Annotated in this window: 21 protein-coding genes and 1 pseudogene; 11 read left to right on the top strand and 11 right to left on the bottom strand. The window is 48.7% G+C overall.

All coding sequences use genetic code 11. The features are described from left to right. Positions 1-157: 157 nt before the first annotated feature. On the top strand, positions 158-520 hold the full coding sequence (locus H4O27_RS11210) for a hypothetical protein (RefSeq protein WP_165007246.1): 363 nt from the start codon (positions 158-160) through the stop codon (positions 518-520). 70 nt (positions 521-590) lie between these two features. Here H4O27_RS11210 and H4O27_RS11205 read toward each other — a convergent pair whose 3' ends face one another. The 4 genes from H4O27_RS11205 to H4O27_RS11190 all read right to left on the bottom strand — a co-directional run bounded on the left by H4O27_RS11205 (position 591) and on the right by H4O27_RS11190 (position 2,263). Then, positions 591-758: a hypothetical protein gene (locus tag H4O27_RS11205; protein WP_165007249.1), complete on the bottom strand. Its 168-nt coding sequence runs from the start codon at positions 756-758 to the stop codon at positions 591-593. A gap of 198 nt (positions 759-956) precedes the next feature. After that, positions 957-1,127, bottom strand: a complete 171-nt coding sequence (locus H4O27_RS11200) for a class IIb bacteriocin, lactobin A/cerein 7B family (protein ID WP_165007252.1) — start codon at positions 1,125-1,127, stop codon at positions 957-959. Between the two features lie 389 nt (positions 1,128-1,516). After that, positions 1,517-1,765 carry a hypothetical protein gene (locus H4O27_RS11195; RefSeq protein ID WP_165006934.1) on the bottom strand — a complete coding sequence of 83 codons (249 nt, stop codon included), beginning with the start codon at positions 1,763-1,765 and terminating at the stop codon, positions 1,517-1,519. Between the two features lie 306 nt (positions 1,766-2,071). Further along, positions 2,072-2,263, bottom strand: coding sequence for a hypothetical protein (locus H4O27_RS11190; protein ID WP_165007255.1), 192 nt, complete (start codon positions 2,261-2,263; stop codon positions 2,072-2,074). A 401-nt stretch (positions 2,264-2,664) separates the two neighbouring features. On the opposite strand from H4O27_RS11190, the gene H4O27_RS11185 reads away from it, so the two are divergent. Further along, a complete protein-coding gene (locus tag H4O27_RS11185; protein ID WP_193004271.1) occupies positions 2,665-2,907 on the top strand; it encodes a TolC family protein in 243 nt (80 codons plus the stop codon). Between the two features lie 135 nt (positions 2,908-3,042). On the opposite strand, the pseudogene H4O27_RS11180 reads toward H4O27_RS11185, so the two are convergent. From H4O27_RS11180 to H4O27_RS11170, 3 genes and pseudogenes are all read right to left on the bottom strand, one after another. Continuing rightward, a pseudogene (locus H4O27_RS11180) lies at positions 3,043-3,694 on the bottom strand (IS1595 family transposase). 420 nt (positions 3,695-4,114) lie between these two features. Then, a complete protein-coding gene (locus tag H4O27_RS11175; RefSeq protein WP_165010086.1) occupies positions 4,115-4,369 on the bottom strand; it encodes a Blp family class II bacteriocin in 255 nt (84 codons plus the stop codon). A 185-nt stretch (positions 4,370-4,554) separates the two neighbouring features. Continuing rightward, positions 4,555-4,746 (bottom strand): hypothetical protein, encoded by a 192-nt coding sequence (locus H4O27_RS11170; protein ID WP_165010088.1) that lies wholly within the window; start codon positions 4,744-4,746, stop codon positions 4,555-4,557. Positions 4,747-5,146: 400 nt separating this feature from the next. Here H4O27_RS11170 and H4O27_RS11165 point away from each other — a divergent pair, with 400 nt between their 5' ends. Then, a complete protein-coding gene (locus H4O27_RS11165) occupies positions 5,147-6,463 on the top strand; it encodes a TolC family outer membrane protein (RefSeq protein WP_165010090.1) in 1,317 nt (438 codons plus the stop codon). 376 nt (positions 6,464-6,839) lie between these two features. On the opposite strand, the gene H4O27_RS11160 is transcribed toward H4O27_RS11165, so the two are convergent. Further along, entirely contained in the window at positions 6,840-8,018 is a 1,179-nt protein-coding gene (locus H4O27_RS11160; RefSeq protein WP_165010092.1) for a phosphoglycerate kinase, read from the bottom strand. Between the two features lie 177 nt (positions 8,019-8,195). Here H4O27_RS11160 and H4O27_RS11155 point away from each other — a divergent pair, with 177 nt between their 5' ends. Together H4O27_RS11155 and H4O27_RS11150 are read left to right on the top strand one after the other, a co-directional pair. Then, positions 8,196-9,515 carry a M16 family metallopeptidase gene (locus tag H4O27_RS11155; protein ID WP_165010094.1) on the top strand — a complete coding sequence of 440 codons (1,320 nt, stop codon included), beginning with the start codon at positions 8,196-8,198 and terminating at the stop codon, positions 9,513-9,515. 49 nt (positions 9,516-9,564) lie between these two features. Then, positions 9,565-10,866 (top strand): M16 family metallopeptidase, encoded by a 1,302-nt coding sequence (locus tag H4O27_RS11150; protein WP_165010096.1) that lies wholly within the window; start codon positions 9,565-9,567, stop codon positions 10,864-10,866. Between the two features lie 172 nt (positions 10,867-11,038). Here the strand turns inward: H4O27_RS11150 and H4O27_RS11145 are convergent, their stop codons facing one another. Genes H4O27_RS11145 through H4O27_RS11135 form a run of 3 tightly spaced genes read right to left on the bottom strand, consistent with a single transcriptional unit; the run spans position 11,039 to position 12,706 of the window. Next, positions 11,039-11,794 (bottom strand): hypothetical protein, encoded by a 756-nt coding sequence (locus H4O27_RS11145; protein ID WP_165010098.1) that lies wholly within the window; start codon positions 11,792-11,794, stop codon positions 11,039-11,041. Further along, positions 11,795-12,265: a CYTH domain-containing protein gene (locus H4O27_RS11140; RefSeq protein WP_165010100.1), complete on the bottom strand. Its 471-nt coding sequence runs from the start codon at positions 12,263-12,265 to the stop codon at positions 11,795-11,797. A 15-nt stretch (positions 12,266-12,280) separates the two neighbouring features. Further along, positions 12,281-12,706 (bottom strand): CopD family protein, encoded by a 426-nt coding sequence (locus H4O27_RS11135; protein WP_165010102.1) that lies wholly within the window; start codon positions 12,704-12,706, stop codon positions 12,281-12,283. A gap of 248 nt (positions 12,707-12,954) precedes the next feature. Here H4O27_RS11135 and H4O27_RS11130 point away from each other — a divergent pair, with 248 nt between their 5' ends. The 6 genes from H4O27_RS11130 to H4O27_RS11105 all read left to right on the top strand — a co-directional run bounded on the left by H4O27_RS11130 (position 12,955) and on the right by H4O27_RS11105 (position 18,585). Next, positions 12,955-13,230, top strand: a complete 276-nt coding sequence (locus H4O27_RS11130) for a hypothetical protein (RefSeq protein WP_165010104.1) — start codon at positions 12,955-12,957, stop codon at positions 13,228-13,230. A gap of 107 nt (positions 13,231-13,337) precedes the next feature. Next, the gene (gene mnmE, locus H4O27_RS11125; protein ID WP_165010106.1) at positions 13,338-14,702 is read left to right on the top strand and encodes a tRNA uridine-5-carboxymethylaminomethyl(34) synthesis GTPase MnmE; all 1,365 of its coding nucleotides are present in this window, start codon (positions 13,338-13,340) and stop codon (positions 14,700-14,702) included. A gap of 120 nt (positions 14,703-14,822) precedes the next feature. After that, positions 14,823-15,086, top strand: coding sequence for a hypothetical protein (locus H4O27_RS11120; protein ID WP_165010109.1), 264 nt, complete (start codon positions 14,823-14,825; stop codon positions 15,084-15,086). Between the two features lie 128 nt (positions 15,087-15,214). After that, positions 15,215-17,434, top strand: coding sequence for a methionine--tRNA ligase (gene metG / locus H4O27_RS11115; protein ID WP_165010111.1), 2,220 nt, complete (start codon positions 15,215-15,217; stop codon positions 17,432-17,434). 257 nt (positions 17,435-17,691) lie between these two features. Beyond that, positions 17,692-18,126, top strand: a complete 435-nt coding sequence (locus H4O27_RS11110; RefSeq protein WP_165010113.1) for an EamA family transporter — start codon at positions 17,692-17,694, stop codon at positions 18,124-18,126. Positions 18,127-18,252: 126 nt separating this feature from the next. Next, positions 18,253-18,585, top strand: a complete 333-nt coding sequence (locus tag H4O27_RS11105; RefSeq protein ID WP_165010115.1) for a zinc ribbon domain-containing protein YjdM — start codon at positions 18,253-18,255, stop codon at positions 18,583-18,585. The last annotated feature ends 196 nt before the right edge of the window (positions 18,586-18,781 follow it).

The raw sequence follows: 18,781 nt of genomic DNA, 5'->3' as shown, positions 1-18,781 counted from the left end.
AAAATAAAAATATTGAACAGAATCAATATGCTCCAATAGCAGGAAAAAATACAAAGACAGAGCAAATCCATTGAAATTTTCAAGGCCGTTTTATACCAAAACTCTGATTACTGATGGCAAATCATTACATGCTTACTTAACAAATTTGGAAAGAGGGATGCTGAATCCTAATAGTTTAGTTCAACTAAAGCTTTATAGTTTTCGAAAAATTATTATTAACAAGAAAGTCACTCCTATTAAAATAGAAATAAAACTAGCAATAAAGAATACAGGATTCTTTTTAATACAATCAGCATTGTCATCGGGTTTGACTAAACCTTTTTGGATCAAAAAAATTGTTGCAACTATTAAAATAATACCGATTGCAATAATTTCCATCATCAAAACCCTATTTTTTGGAAACGCAGTTCCATTTCAGAAACTACGTTCCCGACTATTTAAAAATAAGAGATTTCTAAAATTTTTTCAGAAATATCCACCTTCAATTAAACCATCACCAATAGCTACTCCTCCAAAATAAGAAAAAGTTGCTAAAGATTAACAAAAAATTAAAAACAGTAACAACTCACGTTGCCACAACATAATTGAGATTATCCAAATATCCGGGCAAGGCCATAACCAACAACACCTGCACCAGCAGCAGTGCCGACAGAGGCATAAATCAACTTAGCTGCGGGAACAAAGAGAATCGCCGGGAGAGCTCCGCCCTGTACATTTTCCAACTCACATAATTCCAATTCAATCATGCTACTGCTCATAATTAACTCCTTTAATAAAATCTCTTAAAAATTAGTTATCTAAGACTACTTAGTCCTATTGCAACTCCTATCAGCAAGCCAACAGCAGCAGAGACTAAGATAACCGTAATCAATAATTTATCTGTACCCATAAATTAGACCATATATTTTGGAAAATTTAATGTATACTCGAAATTCCAAATAAAGCAAATTCGTTGTTTAACGTCTGCTTTGACGGCTAACTCCTATCGCAACCCCAGCAGCCAAGCCAGTCGCCGCAGATCCTCCTAATGCTCCCAACACATATTTAGCTCCATATGCCGCAACAATGGGAGCCCAGAAAGCACCGCCTGCAACATTATCCAACTCCATTTGATTCAATTCTTTCATGATCATATTCCTTCTTGTATAAGTACATAAAAATTAAAAACAAATTAAAAAATAGCAATCAATCACGTTGCCACACTATTGGGGTCTCCCCCGATTTAGAATGCAGGGTGCCGGACTATAAGATTCAACATCCTGCCTTCTGAATTTTTCAAAAAGCTTTTCCATTCAAGGAAAAATTCACCCGTCGTAACACAAATAAATTTTCCCAACCTAACACATGACCATAATGGTTAATACAATCAACTTGATGTAAATAGGGTAATGGTGGTTATGTTATAGATAAGAAAACAATATAAAAAAACCCATATTACTTTCCAACATTCTGAATGTTGAAAGCCTCATGATTTAAATGTCATCAATACGGCAAACCGTTTTACCGCACAAACGGTTTACCAGTCGTTCCAGCCGGCGGCAAAACCTCCGATGGCACCAATGCCTCCACCGATTAACGCGCCACCTGCAGCACCTCCAGTAACGGTCACCGGTGCGAACGGCCCGCCTAAAAGGCCAAGTCCTGCTCCGGCAAGGCCGCCGGCCGCAGCTCCCGCACCGGCACCATTTGCGGCACTTTCTATTGCGTCTACCCATCTGCCGCCACCGGAAACAAGATCCAATTCATTCAAAGTGATTTCGTACATGATCTACTCCTTTAAATTTATAAATTTAAAAAATAAAAATTGTTTAATTGAAATACTTATTTATCGCCCAATTACTCAAAAGACCCAAGGCTACAAATATTACAAAAGATTTGGCGTAAACAGCCGTTTCATTCCATGAAAAACCCTTTGTGAAGGTTTCATAAAGCCACACTATAGGGGTCAGTACACAGAATGCGATAAAGATACATAAACAGATTTTCAGCAACATATTCAGCATGTGTTTTCTAATCTTTTCCAAATCCTTTGGGTTTCATCAAATTTACCAGTGGGAAATTTGTTTTACACTTAATTATTCCGCACCGCATCGCGGGCGTTTTTCCAAATAGTGCTGATACGGTCACCTTCGGCCAGACCGTTGTCGACGGCTTTCCACCAGTCTTGTGCATCTTGCTTGAATGCCTTCCAGTCGGCTTTGAAGACACCCCAATTGTAGCCGCCGGCCACTTGCTGCAACTCATGTTCTTTCAAAGGTTTCATTTCGTACTCCTTAAAAAAAATCAAATAATCAATCTTTCAACAATACTGCTTTACAGCATTAGTACAATGTTGGTGTGTGATTTCTTAATTTTGTTTACCGGTTTTCAGAATATTTTTGAAAACTTTGATTAAAATCTATTTACCTTAAATGCATATTCAAAATTTTATTTTCATAAACAGATTAATGCTGCTTGGTTTTTAACCTCGCCACAAGTCAATTTAGGACAACGGCCAATTACATTTTCATGTAAATAATTTTGATAATTATTTTTATGAAGTAAAGAAAGGTTTGTTTTCGTTAACCCATATAGCATTGAATCCGCATGATTTGGGTAGATTAAAAACTAAATCTAATAATTCGCCACTAAGGAAGGTGTTTAATTTGATTTGAGATGTGTGCCGTGTCGAAATTAAAACGATTGCCGCTGGTGTTTGTGTCGGTTTCTTTATTGTCGCCCGCCGTTGGGGCGTTTACCTTGAAAGATGCTTGGGAAGCGGCGTTGAAGTATTCCGCCGATTTTTCCGCCGCAAGAAACGAGCGTGATGCAGATGCGGAGAAAAAGCATCAGGCACGGGCGCAGCTTTTGCCGCAGATTACGGCCAACGGGATTTATCAGACGCAGCCTGTTATTAAAGCAGAATGAATTTGACATTTTTTTAGGAAAAGCAGATAGAAATTTTATTAGAACACAATAAAAAAGATATCGTGAAATTAAGTTATTGGAAGTTATTGATATTTTGATTGATTAATAATTAAAGGGGGCTGACGTAGATTAGCCCTAAACACCACACCAAATTCGCAGAATTTTTAACTGCTCTTTTGGTGTGCCAAAATTAAAACGAACACACATTCTTTCAAAAATAAGGGAAAAGATTTACGGTCAATTCCGTTGTGTTTTCTCAGAACACGTTTTGCTTGGTTCCGGAAATTCTCAATGCCGTTAATGCGGTTTTGACGCTCTGCAAAATCTGTGAATGATTGATGCGATGATGAATAAATTCGCTCACATCAAGCACATCACAGCTTTTGTAACAGTCCGTATAAACAATACTATCAGGCATGATTTTTCTTTTAATAACAGGTAGTAAAGTATCTTGTTTGGTGTTTTCAACCACAACAGTATAGACCTTACCATTGCGTTTTAAAATACCAAAAACAGCCGCTTTACCGGCTGCACCACGACCGAGTTTACCCTTGCGTTGTCCGCCAAAATAGCTTTCGTCCGGCTCAATAGAGCCGTCAAAAACTTCGTCTGCTTGAAGTGCCAAATAGCAGGCAATCACTTGACGGATTTTGCGGTAAAAAAACATAGCGGAATTAGATTGGATACCGAGTATATCCGCTACTGAATGAGCAGTAACTTCTAACACAAAAAAAACGAAGCAACTTTCGCTGTGTAGATTTACTGTGTTGCAATGGGTTATCTTCATTTTTTGAGTGTAACCTAACTGCTAATCTACGTCAGTTCCAGTAATTTTTTGTAGTGCAAAATAGTTCTTCAGCTAAAATTAACAAATGATATATTAATCCATTTAGTATTATTCTTTTTTCAATTTAATCATAGTTTTATAGTCATTGGGATGTATATTTTCATTGAATCCAAAATTTTTTAATTACTATCGCATATATGATGGTGGCGATAATAGAGGTTAAAGCAATTTCTATCCAAGATATTTTAAAAAGATAAAGAATTATTGAGCAAACAGCAAAAAATACAATGTACATAACTATATTTTTCATAGTAGTCCTTTCTAAGGTAATAGAACTTTAAATTAAATAACCTAATTAATAATTAATGTGTTGGAGTCAACACAAATTCTGCTGCTCCAACACCTTAAAGATGGATTACCTTACCACCATCCGACGGCCAAATAGGTGGCTGCGCCACTAGCAGCACCAGCAAGCGCACCGATGCCTGCCCCAGGCAAAGCACCTACTCCACCAGCAAATGAACCAGTAACTGCGCCGCCTGCAGCACCGCCTACAGCACCGCCTACAGTGGATTTACCAAAATCACCCCAGCTCCAAGCACCGCCTGCAATCATCTCCAATTCATCCATGGTCAATTCACGGCCGAAATCGTTTTGCAAAGTCAAAGTCTGCATAATCAGTCTCCTTAAAAAAATTAAAAGCAAAGTAAAAACAGCAACAATCTACGTCGCTACATTGTGGGGAAAACTCCCCGCTTCGGAACACAGTAGTCGGACTAAACTATAGAATCCAACATGCCGCTTTCCAAATTTGTTAAGTAAACATACAATGATTCGCCATCAGTAATCAAATCGATGTCTTAGTTATTCCGTACCGCATCGCGGGCGTTTTTCCAAATAGTGCTGATGCGGTCACCTTCGGCCAGACCGTTGTCGACGGCTTTCCACCAGTCTTGTGCATCTTGCTTGAATGCCTTCCAGTCGGCTTTGAAGTCACCCCAATTGTAGCCGCCGGCCACTTGCTGCAACTCATGTTCTTTCAAAGGTTTCATTTCGTACTCCTTAAAAAAATCAAATAATCAATCTTTCAACAATACTGCTTTACAGCATTAGTACAATGTTGGTGTGTGATTTCTTAATTTTGTTTACCGGTTTTCAGAATATTTTTGAAAACTTTGATTAAAATCTATTTACCTTAAATGCATATTCAAAATTTTATTTTCATAAATAGATTAATGCTGCTTGGTTTTTAACCTTGTCACAAGTCAATTTAGGACAACGGCCAATTACATTTTCATGTAAATAATTTTGATAATTATTTTTATAAAGTAAAGAAGGGTTTGTCTTCGTTAACCCGTATGGCATTGAATCCGCATGATTTGGGTAGATTAAAAACTAAATCTAATAATTCGCCACTAAGGAAGGTGTTTAATTTGATTTGAGATATGTGCCGTGTCGAAATTAAAACGATTGCCGCTGGTGTTTGTGTCGGTTTCTTTATTGTCGCCCGCCGTTGGGGCGTTTACCTTGAAAGATGCTTGGGAAGCGGCGTTGAAGTATTCCGCCGATTTTTCCGCCGCAAAAAACGAGCGTGATGCAGATGCGGAGAAAAAGCATCAGGCACGGGCGCAGCTTTTGCCGCATATTACGGCCAACGGAATTTATCAGACGCAGCCTGAATCGCTTTCTTCCAACACCCGCTCGGTCGGTTGGAATGTGCAGGCTCAGCAGGTTTTATTTGATAAGAGCCGTTTTTCGCAATACAAGCAGGGTAAGCTCGCCGAAGAAATGGCTGACTTGCGTTTGGCCGGAAATGAAGGCAAATTGAGGATGGATGTGGCCAAGGCTTATTTCAATGTTTTGCTTAACCGCGACAAACTTGAGGCGATAAGGGAAGAAAAAGCCGCCTATTCGCAGCAGTATCAGCGTGCGCAGGAGATGTTCAAGCAAGGGGCGGCCACTATTTTGGATACCAAAGAAGCCGAGGCCGGTTTTGATGCGGCTTTGGCCAAAGAAGTGGATACCTACAACCAGCTCATTGTTGCCAACAATACGTTGGCCAACCTGACCGGCCTTGATCCTGCCCGCATCAGCCCGATAAAACGCAACCGCATGCCTGTCGATTTACTGGCCGGTACGAAAGAACAGGATTGGCAGGCTCTGGCCGAGGCGAATAACCCGGATTGGGCATTGCAGCGCAAAACATTAGAAAATGCCGCCGAAGCGGTAAAAGAGGCCAAAAGCGGACGCTGGCCGACAGTCACCTTGTCGGGCGGTTATCAGGATAACCACAATACCTATAACTACGGTGGCGGCATGGGCGATATGAAATACCGCAGCAAAGGATCGACGCTCACCGTTCAACTGAGCGTGCCCTTGTTTACGGGCGGGCACATTTCCAGCCGTATCCGCGAAGCGGCCTCACGCGAGTTGCAAAACAGGGATTTGCTCACCGCCGCCGAACGCAATACCAAACTGGCGGTCAGACAGGCTTACGAAAATACGCGGGGCGGACGCATGCAGACCGAAGCACAGCAAAGGCTGCTGGAAAGCAATCAAGCCAAGCTGGAAGCAACGCGCATAGGCCGTCAGGTAGGCGTGCGTAATAATCTGGAAGAAACACAGGCGCAACAGGCAGTGGCGGAGGCCGCGCAAAAATTGGCGGAAGCACATTATGCTTATGCACAAGCGTATTTGCAATTGCTGCAACATGCGGGTGTGCTGGATAGTGAGGAGCGTGTCAATCACATGAATTCGGTATTGTTTTAAACGTTTCGACCGAACAATTCACAAAAAATTCTGCGTTATGAACCGGAAAACTCAAAAGACGGCTATCCGTTTGTGCTGTTTTGAAATATAACGGTTTAAAATAAAAATAAAGCAAGGCGCCGACGATGACCGCCGTGTACACCCAGTACATAAGGGAGTCGGCAACGCTGTATTATAGTGAATCTACTTTAAAATAGTACGGCGTTGGTTCGCCTGGCCGTATTATCTATACTGTCTTCGGCTCACCGCCTTGTCCTATTTTAAAGTGAATCCACTATATTTTTATTTCAAACAGCTATAAAAGGAAAGAAGGCCGTCTGAAACCTTGTTCAAACAACGTTTCAGACGGCCTTGAATTATCCGTAATCAAACGAAATTACGCACCGCGTTTTTCCAAAATCGCTACGGCAGGCAATTCTTTGCCTTCCAAGAATTCCAAGAACGCGCCGCCGCCGGTGGAAATGTAGCTGATTTGGCCGGTGATGCCGAATTTGGCAATCGCCGCCAAAGTATCGCCGCCTCCGGCAATCGAGAAGGCCTGACTCTCGGCAATGGCTTTGGCTACGGCTTCGGTGCCGCCGGCGAATTGGTCGAATTCAAACACGCCGACCGGGCCGTTCCACACGATGGTGCCGGCGTTTTTCAACACTTCGGCCAAGGCTTGGGCCGATTGCGGACCTATGTCCAAAATCATGTCGTCTGCGGCCGTATCGTCAATCGATTTGGTTTCGGCAGCGGCGGTTTCGGCAAATTCTTTGGCGGTCACCACATCGGCCGGCAGTGGGACGGAGCCGCCTTTGGCCGCCATTTTGGCCAAGATTTTTTTCGATTCTTCCACCAAGTCGGCTTCGGCCAGCGATTTGCCGATGGCTTTGCCTTCCGCCAGCAGGAAGGTGTTGGCGATGCCGCCGCCGACAATCAATTGATCCACTTTGTCGGCCAGTGATTCCAAGATGGTGAGCTTGGTCGATACTTTGCTGCCGGCCACAATCGCCACCAACGGGCGTGCCGGTTCTTTCAAGGCTTTGCCCAAGGCATCAAGTTCGCCCGCCATCAATACACCCGCGCAGGCCACCGGTGCGGCTTGTGCCACGGCTTCGGTCGAAGCTTGGGCACGGTGGGCGGTGCCGAATGCGTCGTTGACGAACACGTCGCACAAAGCGGCGTAGGCTTTGCCCAGTTCCAAATCGTTTTTCTTTTCGCCTTTGTTGATGCGCACGTTTTGCAGCATGGCAATCTCACCGGCTTGCAGTTTGGGCGCATTTTCACGCCAGTCGTTCAGCACTTTGATTTCTTTGCCCAATAGTTTGCCCAAATGCGCGGCTACGGGGGCGACATCGTCTTCCGGTTGGAATTCGCCTTCGGTCGGGCGGCCAAGATGGGTCATCACAATTACCGCCGCACCATTGTCCAAGCAATAGCGGATGGATTCGAGCGATGCGCGGATGCGGGTGTCGTCGCTGATTTGGCCGTCTTTAAGCGGCACATTCATGTCGGCGCGGATAAGGACGGTTTTACCGTTGACGTTTTGGTCGGTCAGTTTCAAAAATGCCATGATATTTCCTTTGTATGAATGGAAAACGGATGAAGTTACGGCTATTATCCGCCATCAAAGAAACCGGGTAAAGGTTTCTGGCCGTCTGAATGTCCGACTGTGAAACCATGCAAACGCGCTTTATCATTTTGATTGAAATGTTTATCATTCTATTCAATTGCAACGATGAGGAAAACCATGTTACGCAAAACCGTCTGGCTGGCCGCGCTGGCCGTTGCCGCGCCTGTGTGGGCGCAAACGTTGTCGCAAACCCTTCCCAACGGCCTGAAAGTGATTGTCAAAGAAGACAAGCGCGCGCCGGTGGCGGTATCGCAGCTTTGGTATAAAGTAGGCAGCATCGATGAGAAACCCGGTAAAAGCGGCTTGAGCCATGCGTTGGAACACATGATGTTTAAAGGCACGCCGTCGGTACCCTCAGGCGAATTCAACCGCCGTATTTCGGCTTTGGGCGGCACGCTCAATGCCTACACCAACCGCAGCGAAACCGTGTATTACGAAAACATTTCCGCCGCCAACCTGCCCGAAGTGTTGAAGCTCGAAGCCGACCGCATGCAGAACCTGAATTTCAGCGACAAAGATTTCACCAACGAAATGAGCGTGATTCGTGAAGAACGCCGCCAGCGCACCGAAGACACCGCCGCCGGCAAAATGTGGGAACACGTTTTTCTCAACAGCTTCACCAAGCCGTCGATGCGCGCCAGCGTGATTGGTTATATGGATGATTTGCATACGCTTAAAGCCGATGATTTGCGCGATTGGTACCGCCGGTTTTATGCGCCCAATAATGCCACGTTGGTGATTGTCGGTGACGTCGATGCCAAGCAAACCCTTCAGACGGCCTCGCAATTATTCGGCAGTATTCCCGCCAAAGCCCTGCCGCCGCGCAACGATTTGAGCGAACCTGTCGAGCGCGAGCCGGTATTTGCCGAAACCGCCTCCGCCGTGACCCGCCAGCCTTTGGTCGCATTGTCTTACCGTGTGCCCGCCTTGCAGAAAATCAGCGATACGCTGCCTTACGCGCTTGATGTGTTGAGTGATATTTTGTCGGGCAATTCGTCCAGCCGCTTGGATAAAAATCTCGTGCGCGGCAAGCAAACCGCTTTGAGTGTGGACGTGAACTACGATATTTTGAGCCGCGAAATGCCGCTGTTTAATGTGGTGGCCATGCCGGGCAACGGCGTGGGCGAACAGGATTTGTTGGCCGCCATGCGCGCCGAAATCCAAGACATCGCCGACAACGGCGTGGGTAAAGACGAACTCAAACGCGTCAAAACCCGCATGATGAGCAGCGAAATCTACGCGCGCGATTCCATGACCTCGCAAGCCTCCTTGATGGGGCGCTTGGAAACACGCGGTTTCCGATACAGCGACGAAGCCGAAATCCGCCGCCGTCTGCAAAAAGTGACCGCCGCCGAGGTGCAGGCCGCTGCCAAATTGTTGACCGACAAGCGTTCCAGCGTAGTCGTAGTGAAACCGCAAACACCGTCGGCAAAATAATCGAAAGGCCGTCTGAAACATTCAGACGGCCTCAACCGAAAGGGTAACCATGTATTCTAAAACTTTACTGCTCGCGCTGGCTGCCTTGCCGCTGGCCGCCCAGGCTGCCGCTGACATTCAGCGCTGGACAACACCTGAAGGCACGCAGATTCTGCTGGTCGAGCGTCGTGAAAATCCGATTGTTGATATGGAAATCAGCTTCAAAGGCGCGGGTAGCGTGTTCAATCCGCCGGGCAAAAGCCAGGTGGCCGAATTTACCGCCGCGCTGCTGACCAACGGTACAAAAACACTGGATGAAGAAGCCTTCAACGAAAAAGCCAACGACATCGCCGCCAACATCGGCAGCGAGAGCGGCCACGAAACCGCCGTCATCAGCTTCCGCAGCTTGAGCCAGGCCAAAAACCTGAACCAAACCTTGGCCTTGGTCAACGAATCCTTAACCGCGCCGCGCTTTGATCCGGCCGTGTTTGCCCGTCGCCAAAAGCAAGCCGTTACCGCTTTGCAGCAGCAGGAAACCACCCCCGATTTTGTCGCCGGCCGCGCGTTTACCAAGCTCGCTTACCCAAGCCATCCTTACGGCAGCGATGCTTATGTGACGGCGGACAGCCTGAAAGCCGTTACGCTCGATGACATCCGCGCCTTCCACCGCACCCATTACGGCAAAGACAACGCTGTGGTGGCGATTGTCGGCGATGTCAGTCGTCGCCAAGCCGAAAAAATGGTGCAAACTGCATTGAAAGGTTTGCCGCACACCAGCCAAGCGGGCAGCGATATTGCGTCAGTGCAGCCGCAAACCGCCCGGCGCCGCGACATTCCGTTTGCCGGCGAACAGGCACAAATCATTTTGGGCATGCCGCTGATTAAACGCCACGACCCCGATTATTACGCTTTGGTGGCGGGCAATTATGTACTGGGCGGAGGCGGTTTCGACAGCCGCTTAATGAACCGCCTGCGCGACCAAAAAGGCTATACCTACGGCGTGTACAGCAGCCTGATGCCGCTGACCGAAGCAGGCGTGTTCAGCATCGGCTATTCGACGCAAAAGAAAAACACCCGCACTTCTTTGGCCGATGTGCAAGCGGTGGTGGAGCAATTCATCGCCGAAGGGCCGACCGAAGCCGAGTTGAAGCAGGCCAAAGCCAACATCATCGGCAGCTTCCCGCTGCGCTTTGATTCCAATGCCAAACTGCTGAAATACTTAAGCCTGATTGGCGTGCATAATCTGGAAAGCAGCTATTTGCAGGACTACCCGAAAGCGGTGGAACAACTCACCACTGCGCAAATCAAAGATGCCTGGCAGCGTCGGGTAAAATTCAGCGATTTGCATGTTGTGGTGGTGGGTGCGGAATAAACGTTTTGTTATCCACACAAAGGCCGTCTGAAGCGTTTCAGACGGCCTTTGTCTTATAAAATATAGTGGATTCACTTTAAAACAGACAAGGAGGTGAGCCGAAGACAGTATCGATAATACGGCTAGGCGAACCAACGCCGTACTATTTTTAAAGTGAATTCGCTATATAAAACTAACGCAGGCTCTGCCAATATTCCCATGCCGCTTGCAGCATATTGCGCTGCTCGGCTTCGTGGCCGTATTCGGCTTCGATGTTGATGTAGCCGATGCCGTGTTTGGCCGCATAGACCGACAGCGAACCGTCATCGGCTACATTGTCGGTTTGCTGCACCACATTGAAGCCGCGGCTTTTGAAAAATGCAAACGCGCGTGAGCCGTTGACGTAAAAGTAATCGTCTTCGTCGTGTTGCGGCTGGACAAACACCGGCGCATCGGTGCCGGCCAAAGGTTCAAGCGCATAGCTTTCGATGTTGGTGGCGCCGTCGGTGTTGTTGTGCAGCGCGATGATGAAACCGGCCGGTTTTAAAGCGTTTAACACCGCATCGGCAAAGGCGGCGGCGGAGTGTGCGGCAGCTTCATCAAGGCCGCCTGAAAGCGTGGCGGCGCGGCCTTGCGGCGAATAGATGCGGTTGGGATCGAAATCGGCATACGATTCGCCGCTGCGAAACGAAATACGGCGCGTGCCGCGGTGTTCCAACGCGATCAGGCATACCGGATAGCGGCGCACTGCTTCGAGCGCGACCTGCTTGGCGGTGTATTCGTTGTCGTGCGGGTGAAACAAAAACACGCCCGTCGCTTCGGGGTGGCAATAGCGCGTGATGTGTACTCTGTCCGCCACGCTCAAAGGGTAAACCTGGCGGTGGATATGCGGTTCGGCGGCCAATGCGGGCAGGGCGCAGATGAGCGGCAGGGCAAGCGGCAGGCGCAATTAACGCTCCCAAGCGGCGTAAGGGTGTTTGCTCAGATAAGCATTGGTGAATTTGCCGTCGGACGTGATTTCTTCACCCAGCCAATCGGGACGGGCAAACGCGGCATCTTCGGACGGCAATTCTATTTCCGCCACAATCAGCGGCGCGTTGTCGCCGAAATATTCGTCGATTTCGTAGAGAAAACCTTGAAATTCGGCGCGGTAACGGCGTTTTTCCATCTTAAACGGGCACATCGTCGCCATCATCGTTTGCGCGTGTTCCAGCGGAATTTCATATTCAAACTCGCTGCGGCTCGCATCGGAAATATAGCCCTTCAGTGTCAGCCACGCTTGATTATCGATAATGCGCACGCGGATGGTGCGTTCTTTTTCCACGCTCAAATAACCTTGCTGCAACGTTTGCGGCGCGGATGCAGTGTGGCGCCAATCATCGTTTTTCAATAAAAAACGGCGTTCGATTTCAACAGACATAGTTCAGACGGCCTTTCAAAACGGTTTGAACACAACCAAATACAGCGCCAAAATCATCAGCAACACCGGCACTTCATTAAACACGCGGTAAAACTTATGCGAATGGCGGCAGGTATGTTGCTCGAAGCGGCGCAGGTGGGCGCGGCAAATATGTTGGTAGCCGATCAGCAAAATGCCCAAAGCGGCCTTGCCATGCACCCAGCCCATCGGCCACCAGCCGGTGGCAAACGGAATCGCCAAGCCGCAAATCACGGCCAACAGACCCAAAGGCGACATGAATTTATACAGCCGCTGCGCCATGCCCAACAGCCGCGCGTATTCGGCGGCTCCGGTTTGCGGATTGACCTGCGCCAGGTTCACATAAATGCGCGGCAGATAAAACAGCCCGGCAAACCAAGAAATGATGAAGAAAATATGCGCCAGTTTTAACCATAAATACATTTTTCAGACGGCCTCCTAATCAGATAAACGTTATTGTAGCCTTAAATCCACAAATACCGCCAAAATCCGCCTTGTTTTTCATCATAAACCCTTAAAACCAACAATTTTATAGAATATAAGCCGCAATTTTCCTATCATTCCCTGCCGTATGATGGCGATGCCCGACAGATTTTGCTAAAATGAAGAAAATATACCATGTGATTATACGGATTAAGATAATCACCCCCACAATTACGGAAAAATAAGACATGAAACAATTTGAAATCAACAGCGGCGTAAAAAAACGCCTGAATGATTATTTGGCGGCCAAGCAAACCGACCTGAAAACCGCGATGGACGACCAAACTACCAACGGCGAAGTGGCCGCAATTATCCACGAAGGCCTGCCGATGATGGTGCGCAAAATTTATTCTTTGGAAAAAATGAAAGATTTTTTCTGGAACAAAAAAGACCTGATGGTCGAATTCGTGGCTATGCGTTTGGCTGCAGCGGATAAGGCCAAACCGGCGAAGAAAAAGCGTTAAGCCGGCGCATTGTCACCGGAATAAAACATTTCCTCCGAAGGCCGTCTGAAACCCTTTTCAGACGGCCTTTGCTATAATCCTTTTTGTTTATCCGAAAAGAGACGGCCATGTCTGCACCCAATCCCACCATCGCCGCCATCGCCACCGCCCCCGGCCGCGGCGGCGTCGGCGTGATTCGTTTGTCCGGCAAAGATTTGCTGCCTTTGGCGCAAGCCTTGAACGGCGGCAAAACGCCCAAGCCGCGCGTGGCCTTGTACACCGATTTTCTCGATGCCGACGGCCAAGCCATCGACAACGGCTTGATGCTTTACTTCGCCGCGCCCGCCAGCTTTACCGGCGAAGACGTCATCGAATTGCAAGGACACGGCGGGCCGGTGGTGATGGACATGCTGTTGCAGCGTTGTTTCGCACTCGGTGCCAAAGCCGCCGAGCCGGGCGAATTTACCAAACGCGCTTTTCTCAACAACAAACTCGACTTGGCGCAGGCCGAGAGCGTGGCCGACTTGATTGATGCCTCGAGCAAATCCGCCGCGCGCATGGCTTTGCGTTCGCTCAAAGGCGCGTTTTCGCAACACATTCACGCGCTGGTCGATGATTTGATTACGCTCAGAATGCTGGTGGAAGCCACGTTGGATTTTCCCGAAGAAGACATTGATTTTCTCGAAGCAGCCGATGCGCGCGGTAAGCTGGCCGGTTTGCAAGGCCGTCTGAAAACCGTGTTGGCCAGTGCCGAACAAGGTGCGATTTTGCGCGAAGGCATGAACGTGGTGTTGGTCGGAGCGCCGAATGTCGGCAAATCCAGTCTGCTCAACGCCTTGGCCGGAGACGACATCGCCATTGTCACCGACATCGCCGGCACCACCCGCGACACCGTACGCGAACAAATCACGCTGGACGGTGTGCCGGTGCACGTCATCGACACCGCCGGCCTGCGCGAAACCGACGACGTAGTCGAGCAAATCGGTATTCAGCGCAGCCAAAAAGCAGCCAACGAAGCCGATGTGGCACTGATTCTGATTGACCCGCGCGAAGGCATCAATGCCAAAACCCAAGCCATTCTCAACGGTCTGCCCGAAGGCTTGAAGCGCATAGAAATCCACAACAAAGCCGATTTGACCGGCGACACGGTAGAAAAAATTTCAGACGGCCTCACCCAAACCGGTGCCGGCACTTTAATCAAACTCTCCGCCAAAACCGGCCAAGGCTTGGATTTGCTCAAACAAGCTCTGCTGCAGGAAATCGGTTGGCAGGGCGAAAGCGAAAGCCTGTTCCTCGCCCGCAGCCGCCACCTGACTGCCTTGCACGCCGCCGAAGCCGAGCTGGAAAACGCGGCACTTTGCGGCAACCACCAAATCGAGATCTTGGCCGAACACCTGCGTTTGGCGCAAGCGGCCTGCAGCGAAATCACCGGCGAATTTACCGCCGACGATTTATTGGGCGTGATTTTTTCACGGTTTTGTATCGGTAAATAAACGCAGGCCGTCTGAAAACAACCGTTTTTTCAGACGGCCCGTCAGCCAAGCATGGCCGATCTACATGCTGTGCAAAAGGCTGTGCAATCCAAATCTATTGTCTGCCAAGAAAGGAAACTCATGAAACGCTTATCCTTCCTTGCCGCTCTGATGCTGCTTGCGGCCTGTCACTACACTCCGTCGGTTCCGATGCCGGCCGAGCCTGCAATCCAAACCGCTTCCTGTAAAAAACGCTTCTGCACGCGCGAATATGATCCCGTTTGCGCCGCCATCCAGACAGGCGGCCGCACTGTGCGGCAAACCTTCGGCAACCGTTGCAGCGTGTGCAGCGATACGGGCAAAGTCCTCAAGCTGGAAAAAGGCGCGTGCGGCGAGGTGCGTTAAACCCGAAATCCAAAAGGCCACAGGCCGTCTGAAAGTCAGTCAACTTTCAGACAGCCTTTTGTTCGCCAAAATACAGCGAAAACGCTATAATCCCTCATCTTTATTTGATTGTTTCCAAAGCATAAACCATGACACGAAAAATTCTAGTGACTTCTGCCCTGCCGTATGCCAACGGCAGCATCCATCTGGGCCATATGGTCGAGCATATCCAAACCGACATTTGGGTGCGTTTCCAAAAATTGCGCGGCCACGAGTGCTACTACTGCTGCGCCGACGATACCCACGGCACGCCGGTGATGCTGGCGGCGCAAAAGCAGGGGCTGAAACCGGAAGACATGATTGCCCGGGTGCGCGAAGAGCATCTGGCGGATTTCACCGGCTTTTTAATCGGTTACGACAATTATTACAGCACCCATTCGCCGGAAAACAAAACCCATTCCGAAGCCATCTACCGTGCGCTCAAAGCCAACGGCAAAATCGAAAGCCGCATCATCGAGCAGCTTTACGACCCTGAAAAACAAATGTTCCTGCCCGACCGCTTCGTTAAAGGCGAATGCCCGAAATGCCACGCCCAAGACCAATACGGCGACAACTGCGAAGCCTGCGGCACCACCTATGCCCCGACCGAACTGATCAACCCGTATTCCGCCGTATCGGGTGCAACGCCGGTATTGAAAGAATCCGAACACTTCTTCTTCAAACTGGGCGAATGCGCCGACTTCCTCAAAGAATGGACCTCCGGCAGCAATCCGCACGACGGCAAACCGCACCTGCAACCCGAAGCGCTCAATAAAATGAAAGAATGGCTGCACCCCGACGAAAACGGCGAAGGCGGCCTGTCCGATTGGGATATTTCCCGGGATGCGCCGTATTTCGGTTTTGAAATCCCCGATGCGCCAGGCAAATACTTCTACGTCTGGCTTGATGCACCGGTCGGCTACATGGCCTCGTTCCAAAACCTTTGCGACCGCATCGGCACCGATTTCAACGAATTTTTCCAAGCCGGCAGCGATACCGAAATGTATCACTTTATCGGCAAAGACATCCTCTATTTCCACGCCCTGTTTTGGCCCGCCATGCTGCACTTCTCCGGCCACCGTACGCCGAGCGGCATTTTCGCCCACGGCTTCTTGACGGTAGACGGCCAAAAAATGTCCAAATCGCGCGGCACGTTCATCACCGCCAAATCCTATCTGGATCAAGGTCTGAACCCCGAATGGATGCGCTACTACATCGCCGCCAAACTCAACAGCAAAATCGAAGACATCGATTTGAACCTCAACGACTTTATCAGCCGGGTAAACAGCGACTTGGTCGGAAAATATGTCAACATCGCCGCCCGTGCGTCCGGTTTTATCGCCAAGCGTTTTGAAGGCCGTCTGAAAAACGTGGCCGACAGCGCATTATTGGCACAACTGGCCGCCGCCAGCGACAGCGTCGCCGAATGCTACGAAAACCGGGAATACGCCAAAGCCCTGCGGGACATCATGGCACTGGCCGACATCGTCAATGAATACGTTGATGCCAACAAACCGTGGGAATTGGCTAAACTAGCTGATAAAGAGTTTGAGTTAAGATCTTTCTCTAAACAAAAAATTTCAACTATGAGAAATAAAATGGAACATAGTAATGTTCCTAAAAATTCTCAAGAATATTTACATAGCATAGAAGACATTAATACATTAGAAGAAACTACTAAAGAATTTGGTCCAAATATTGAACGCCTGCACCAAGTTTGCAGCGAACTCATCAACGCCTTTGCCATGCTCACCGCCTATCTGGCACCGGTTTTGCCCAACGTCGCCGCCAACGCCGCACGTTTCCTCAATCTGGAAGCACTGACGTGGGACAATACCCGCCAAACTCTGGGCGAGCATACCATCAACAAATACGAACACCTTATGCAACGAGTGGAGCAACAACAAGTGGACAATCTCATCGAAGCCAACAAACAAAGCATTCAGACAGCGGCCGAAACCGCCCCTGCCCAAGACAGCACATTTACGCCGGTTAGCGAACAGGCAAGTTTTGACGACTTTATGAAAATCGATATGCGCGTTGCCAAAGTGTTGAACTGCGAAGCCGTAGAAGGCAGCACCAAACTCTTAAAATTCGACCTCGATTTCGGCTTTGAACAACGGATTATCTTCTCCGGCATCGCCGCCTCCTACCCGAATCCGGCCGAACTCAACGGCAGAATGGTGATTGCCGTCGCCAACTTCGCTCCCCGCAAAATGGCCAAATTCGGCGTATCCGAAGGCATGATTTTGAGCGCAGCCACGGCAGACGGCAAACTGAAACTGCTGGATGTCGATGCAGGCGCACAGCCGGGCGACAAAGTCGGCTGAGGCCGTCTGAAAACCGCTTTTCAGCGTGAATTCCATTTAAAAGAAAACAAGGCCGTACTGTTTTATAGTGGAATAACCCCAAAGCAATACAAGGCGGCAAGCCGAAGACAGTATGAATCATACGGCAAGGCGTAGCCAACGATGTAGTGCTTTGAGGGTATTTCACTATACAACGAATTCACAATCACTTTTCCACACAACAGGCCGTCTGAAAATCCCGTTTTCAGACGGCCTCGCACACCCATCAAACCGACACCATGCCGAAATACATCCTGTTCCTACTGATTGCCGCCCTCGGCAACACCGCCTACCACCTCGGGCAGAAATCGCTACACAATCAAACCGCCAATCCCATGCTGCTACTCGCCGTCTATTACCTCGCCGCCATGATTATTTGCCTGGCCGCCATGCCGTTTTTCGGCAGCAGCGGCAGCTGGAAACAGGCCACACTGCTGCTGTCCAACGCCAAAGTCTGGCTGGTCGCCCTAGGTATCATCCTGATTGAACTGGGCTTTCTGCTCGCCTATCAGGCAGGCGGTTCGGCACAATGGAGCGGCGTTGCCGTCAACGGCATGGCTGCGTTGCTGCTGATTCCCTTGAGCATTTTCCTGTTTCACGAATCCTTTTCGTGGAACAAACTCACCGGCATCATTCTCACCCTGCTCGGCCTGTATGTTCTGGTTAAAAAATAACCCCGTTTTCAGACGGCCTCAACCGCCGGAAAAGACAAAAAACCAAGAATACGGTATATTTTGCACTTTCCGTTCACCACACAACAAACAACCGCTATTTCCCAAACCGACACTAAGGACACCGCCATGACCCTCCCACCATGCCCGCAATGCCAATCCGAATACACCTATGAAGACGGTGCCAACTTGGTTTGCCCCGAATGTGCCCACGAATGGCAAGTCGGCGAAGAAGCAACTGATGAAGCCTTGTCGGTCAAAGATGCCAACGGCGCAGTTTTGGCAGACGGCGACACCGTCGTTTTGATTAAAGACTTAAAAATCAAAGGCAGCTCGTCGGTCATCAAGCAGGGTACGAAAGTAAAAGGCATTCGTTTACAGGAAGGCGACCACAACATCGGCTGCAAAATTGACGGCTTCGGCGCAATGAACCTGAAATCCGAGTTTGTAAAAAAGGCTTGATTGGGTTAGAATAAACGCCTGTGTTGATAATAAGTGAAGGCCGTCTGAAAAGTTTCAGACGGCCTTTGCTTTATTTGTTATAACGGTATTTGCTTCTCTTTTTTAGGAATGAGCCGGAATGATAGGTAATTTGACTGTATTTCTTCATTAAGAGCGTAGGAAATCGTCGGGTTGTTTACTTTTTATGCCAAACAGC

It is taken from the genome of Neisseria yangbaofengii, from assembly GCF_014898075.1.
Classification (GTDB): domain Bacteria; phylum Pseudomonadota; class Gammaproteobacteria; order Burkholderiales; family Neisseriaceae; genus Neisseria; species Neisseria yangbaofengii.
This window is presented reverse-complemented; position numbering and strand designations above follow the sequence as displayed.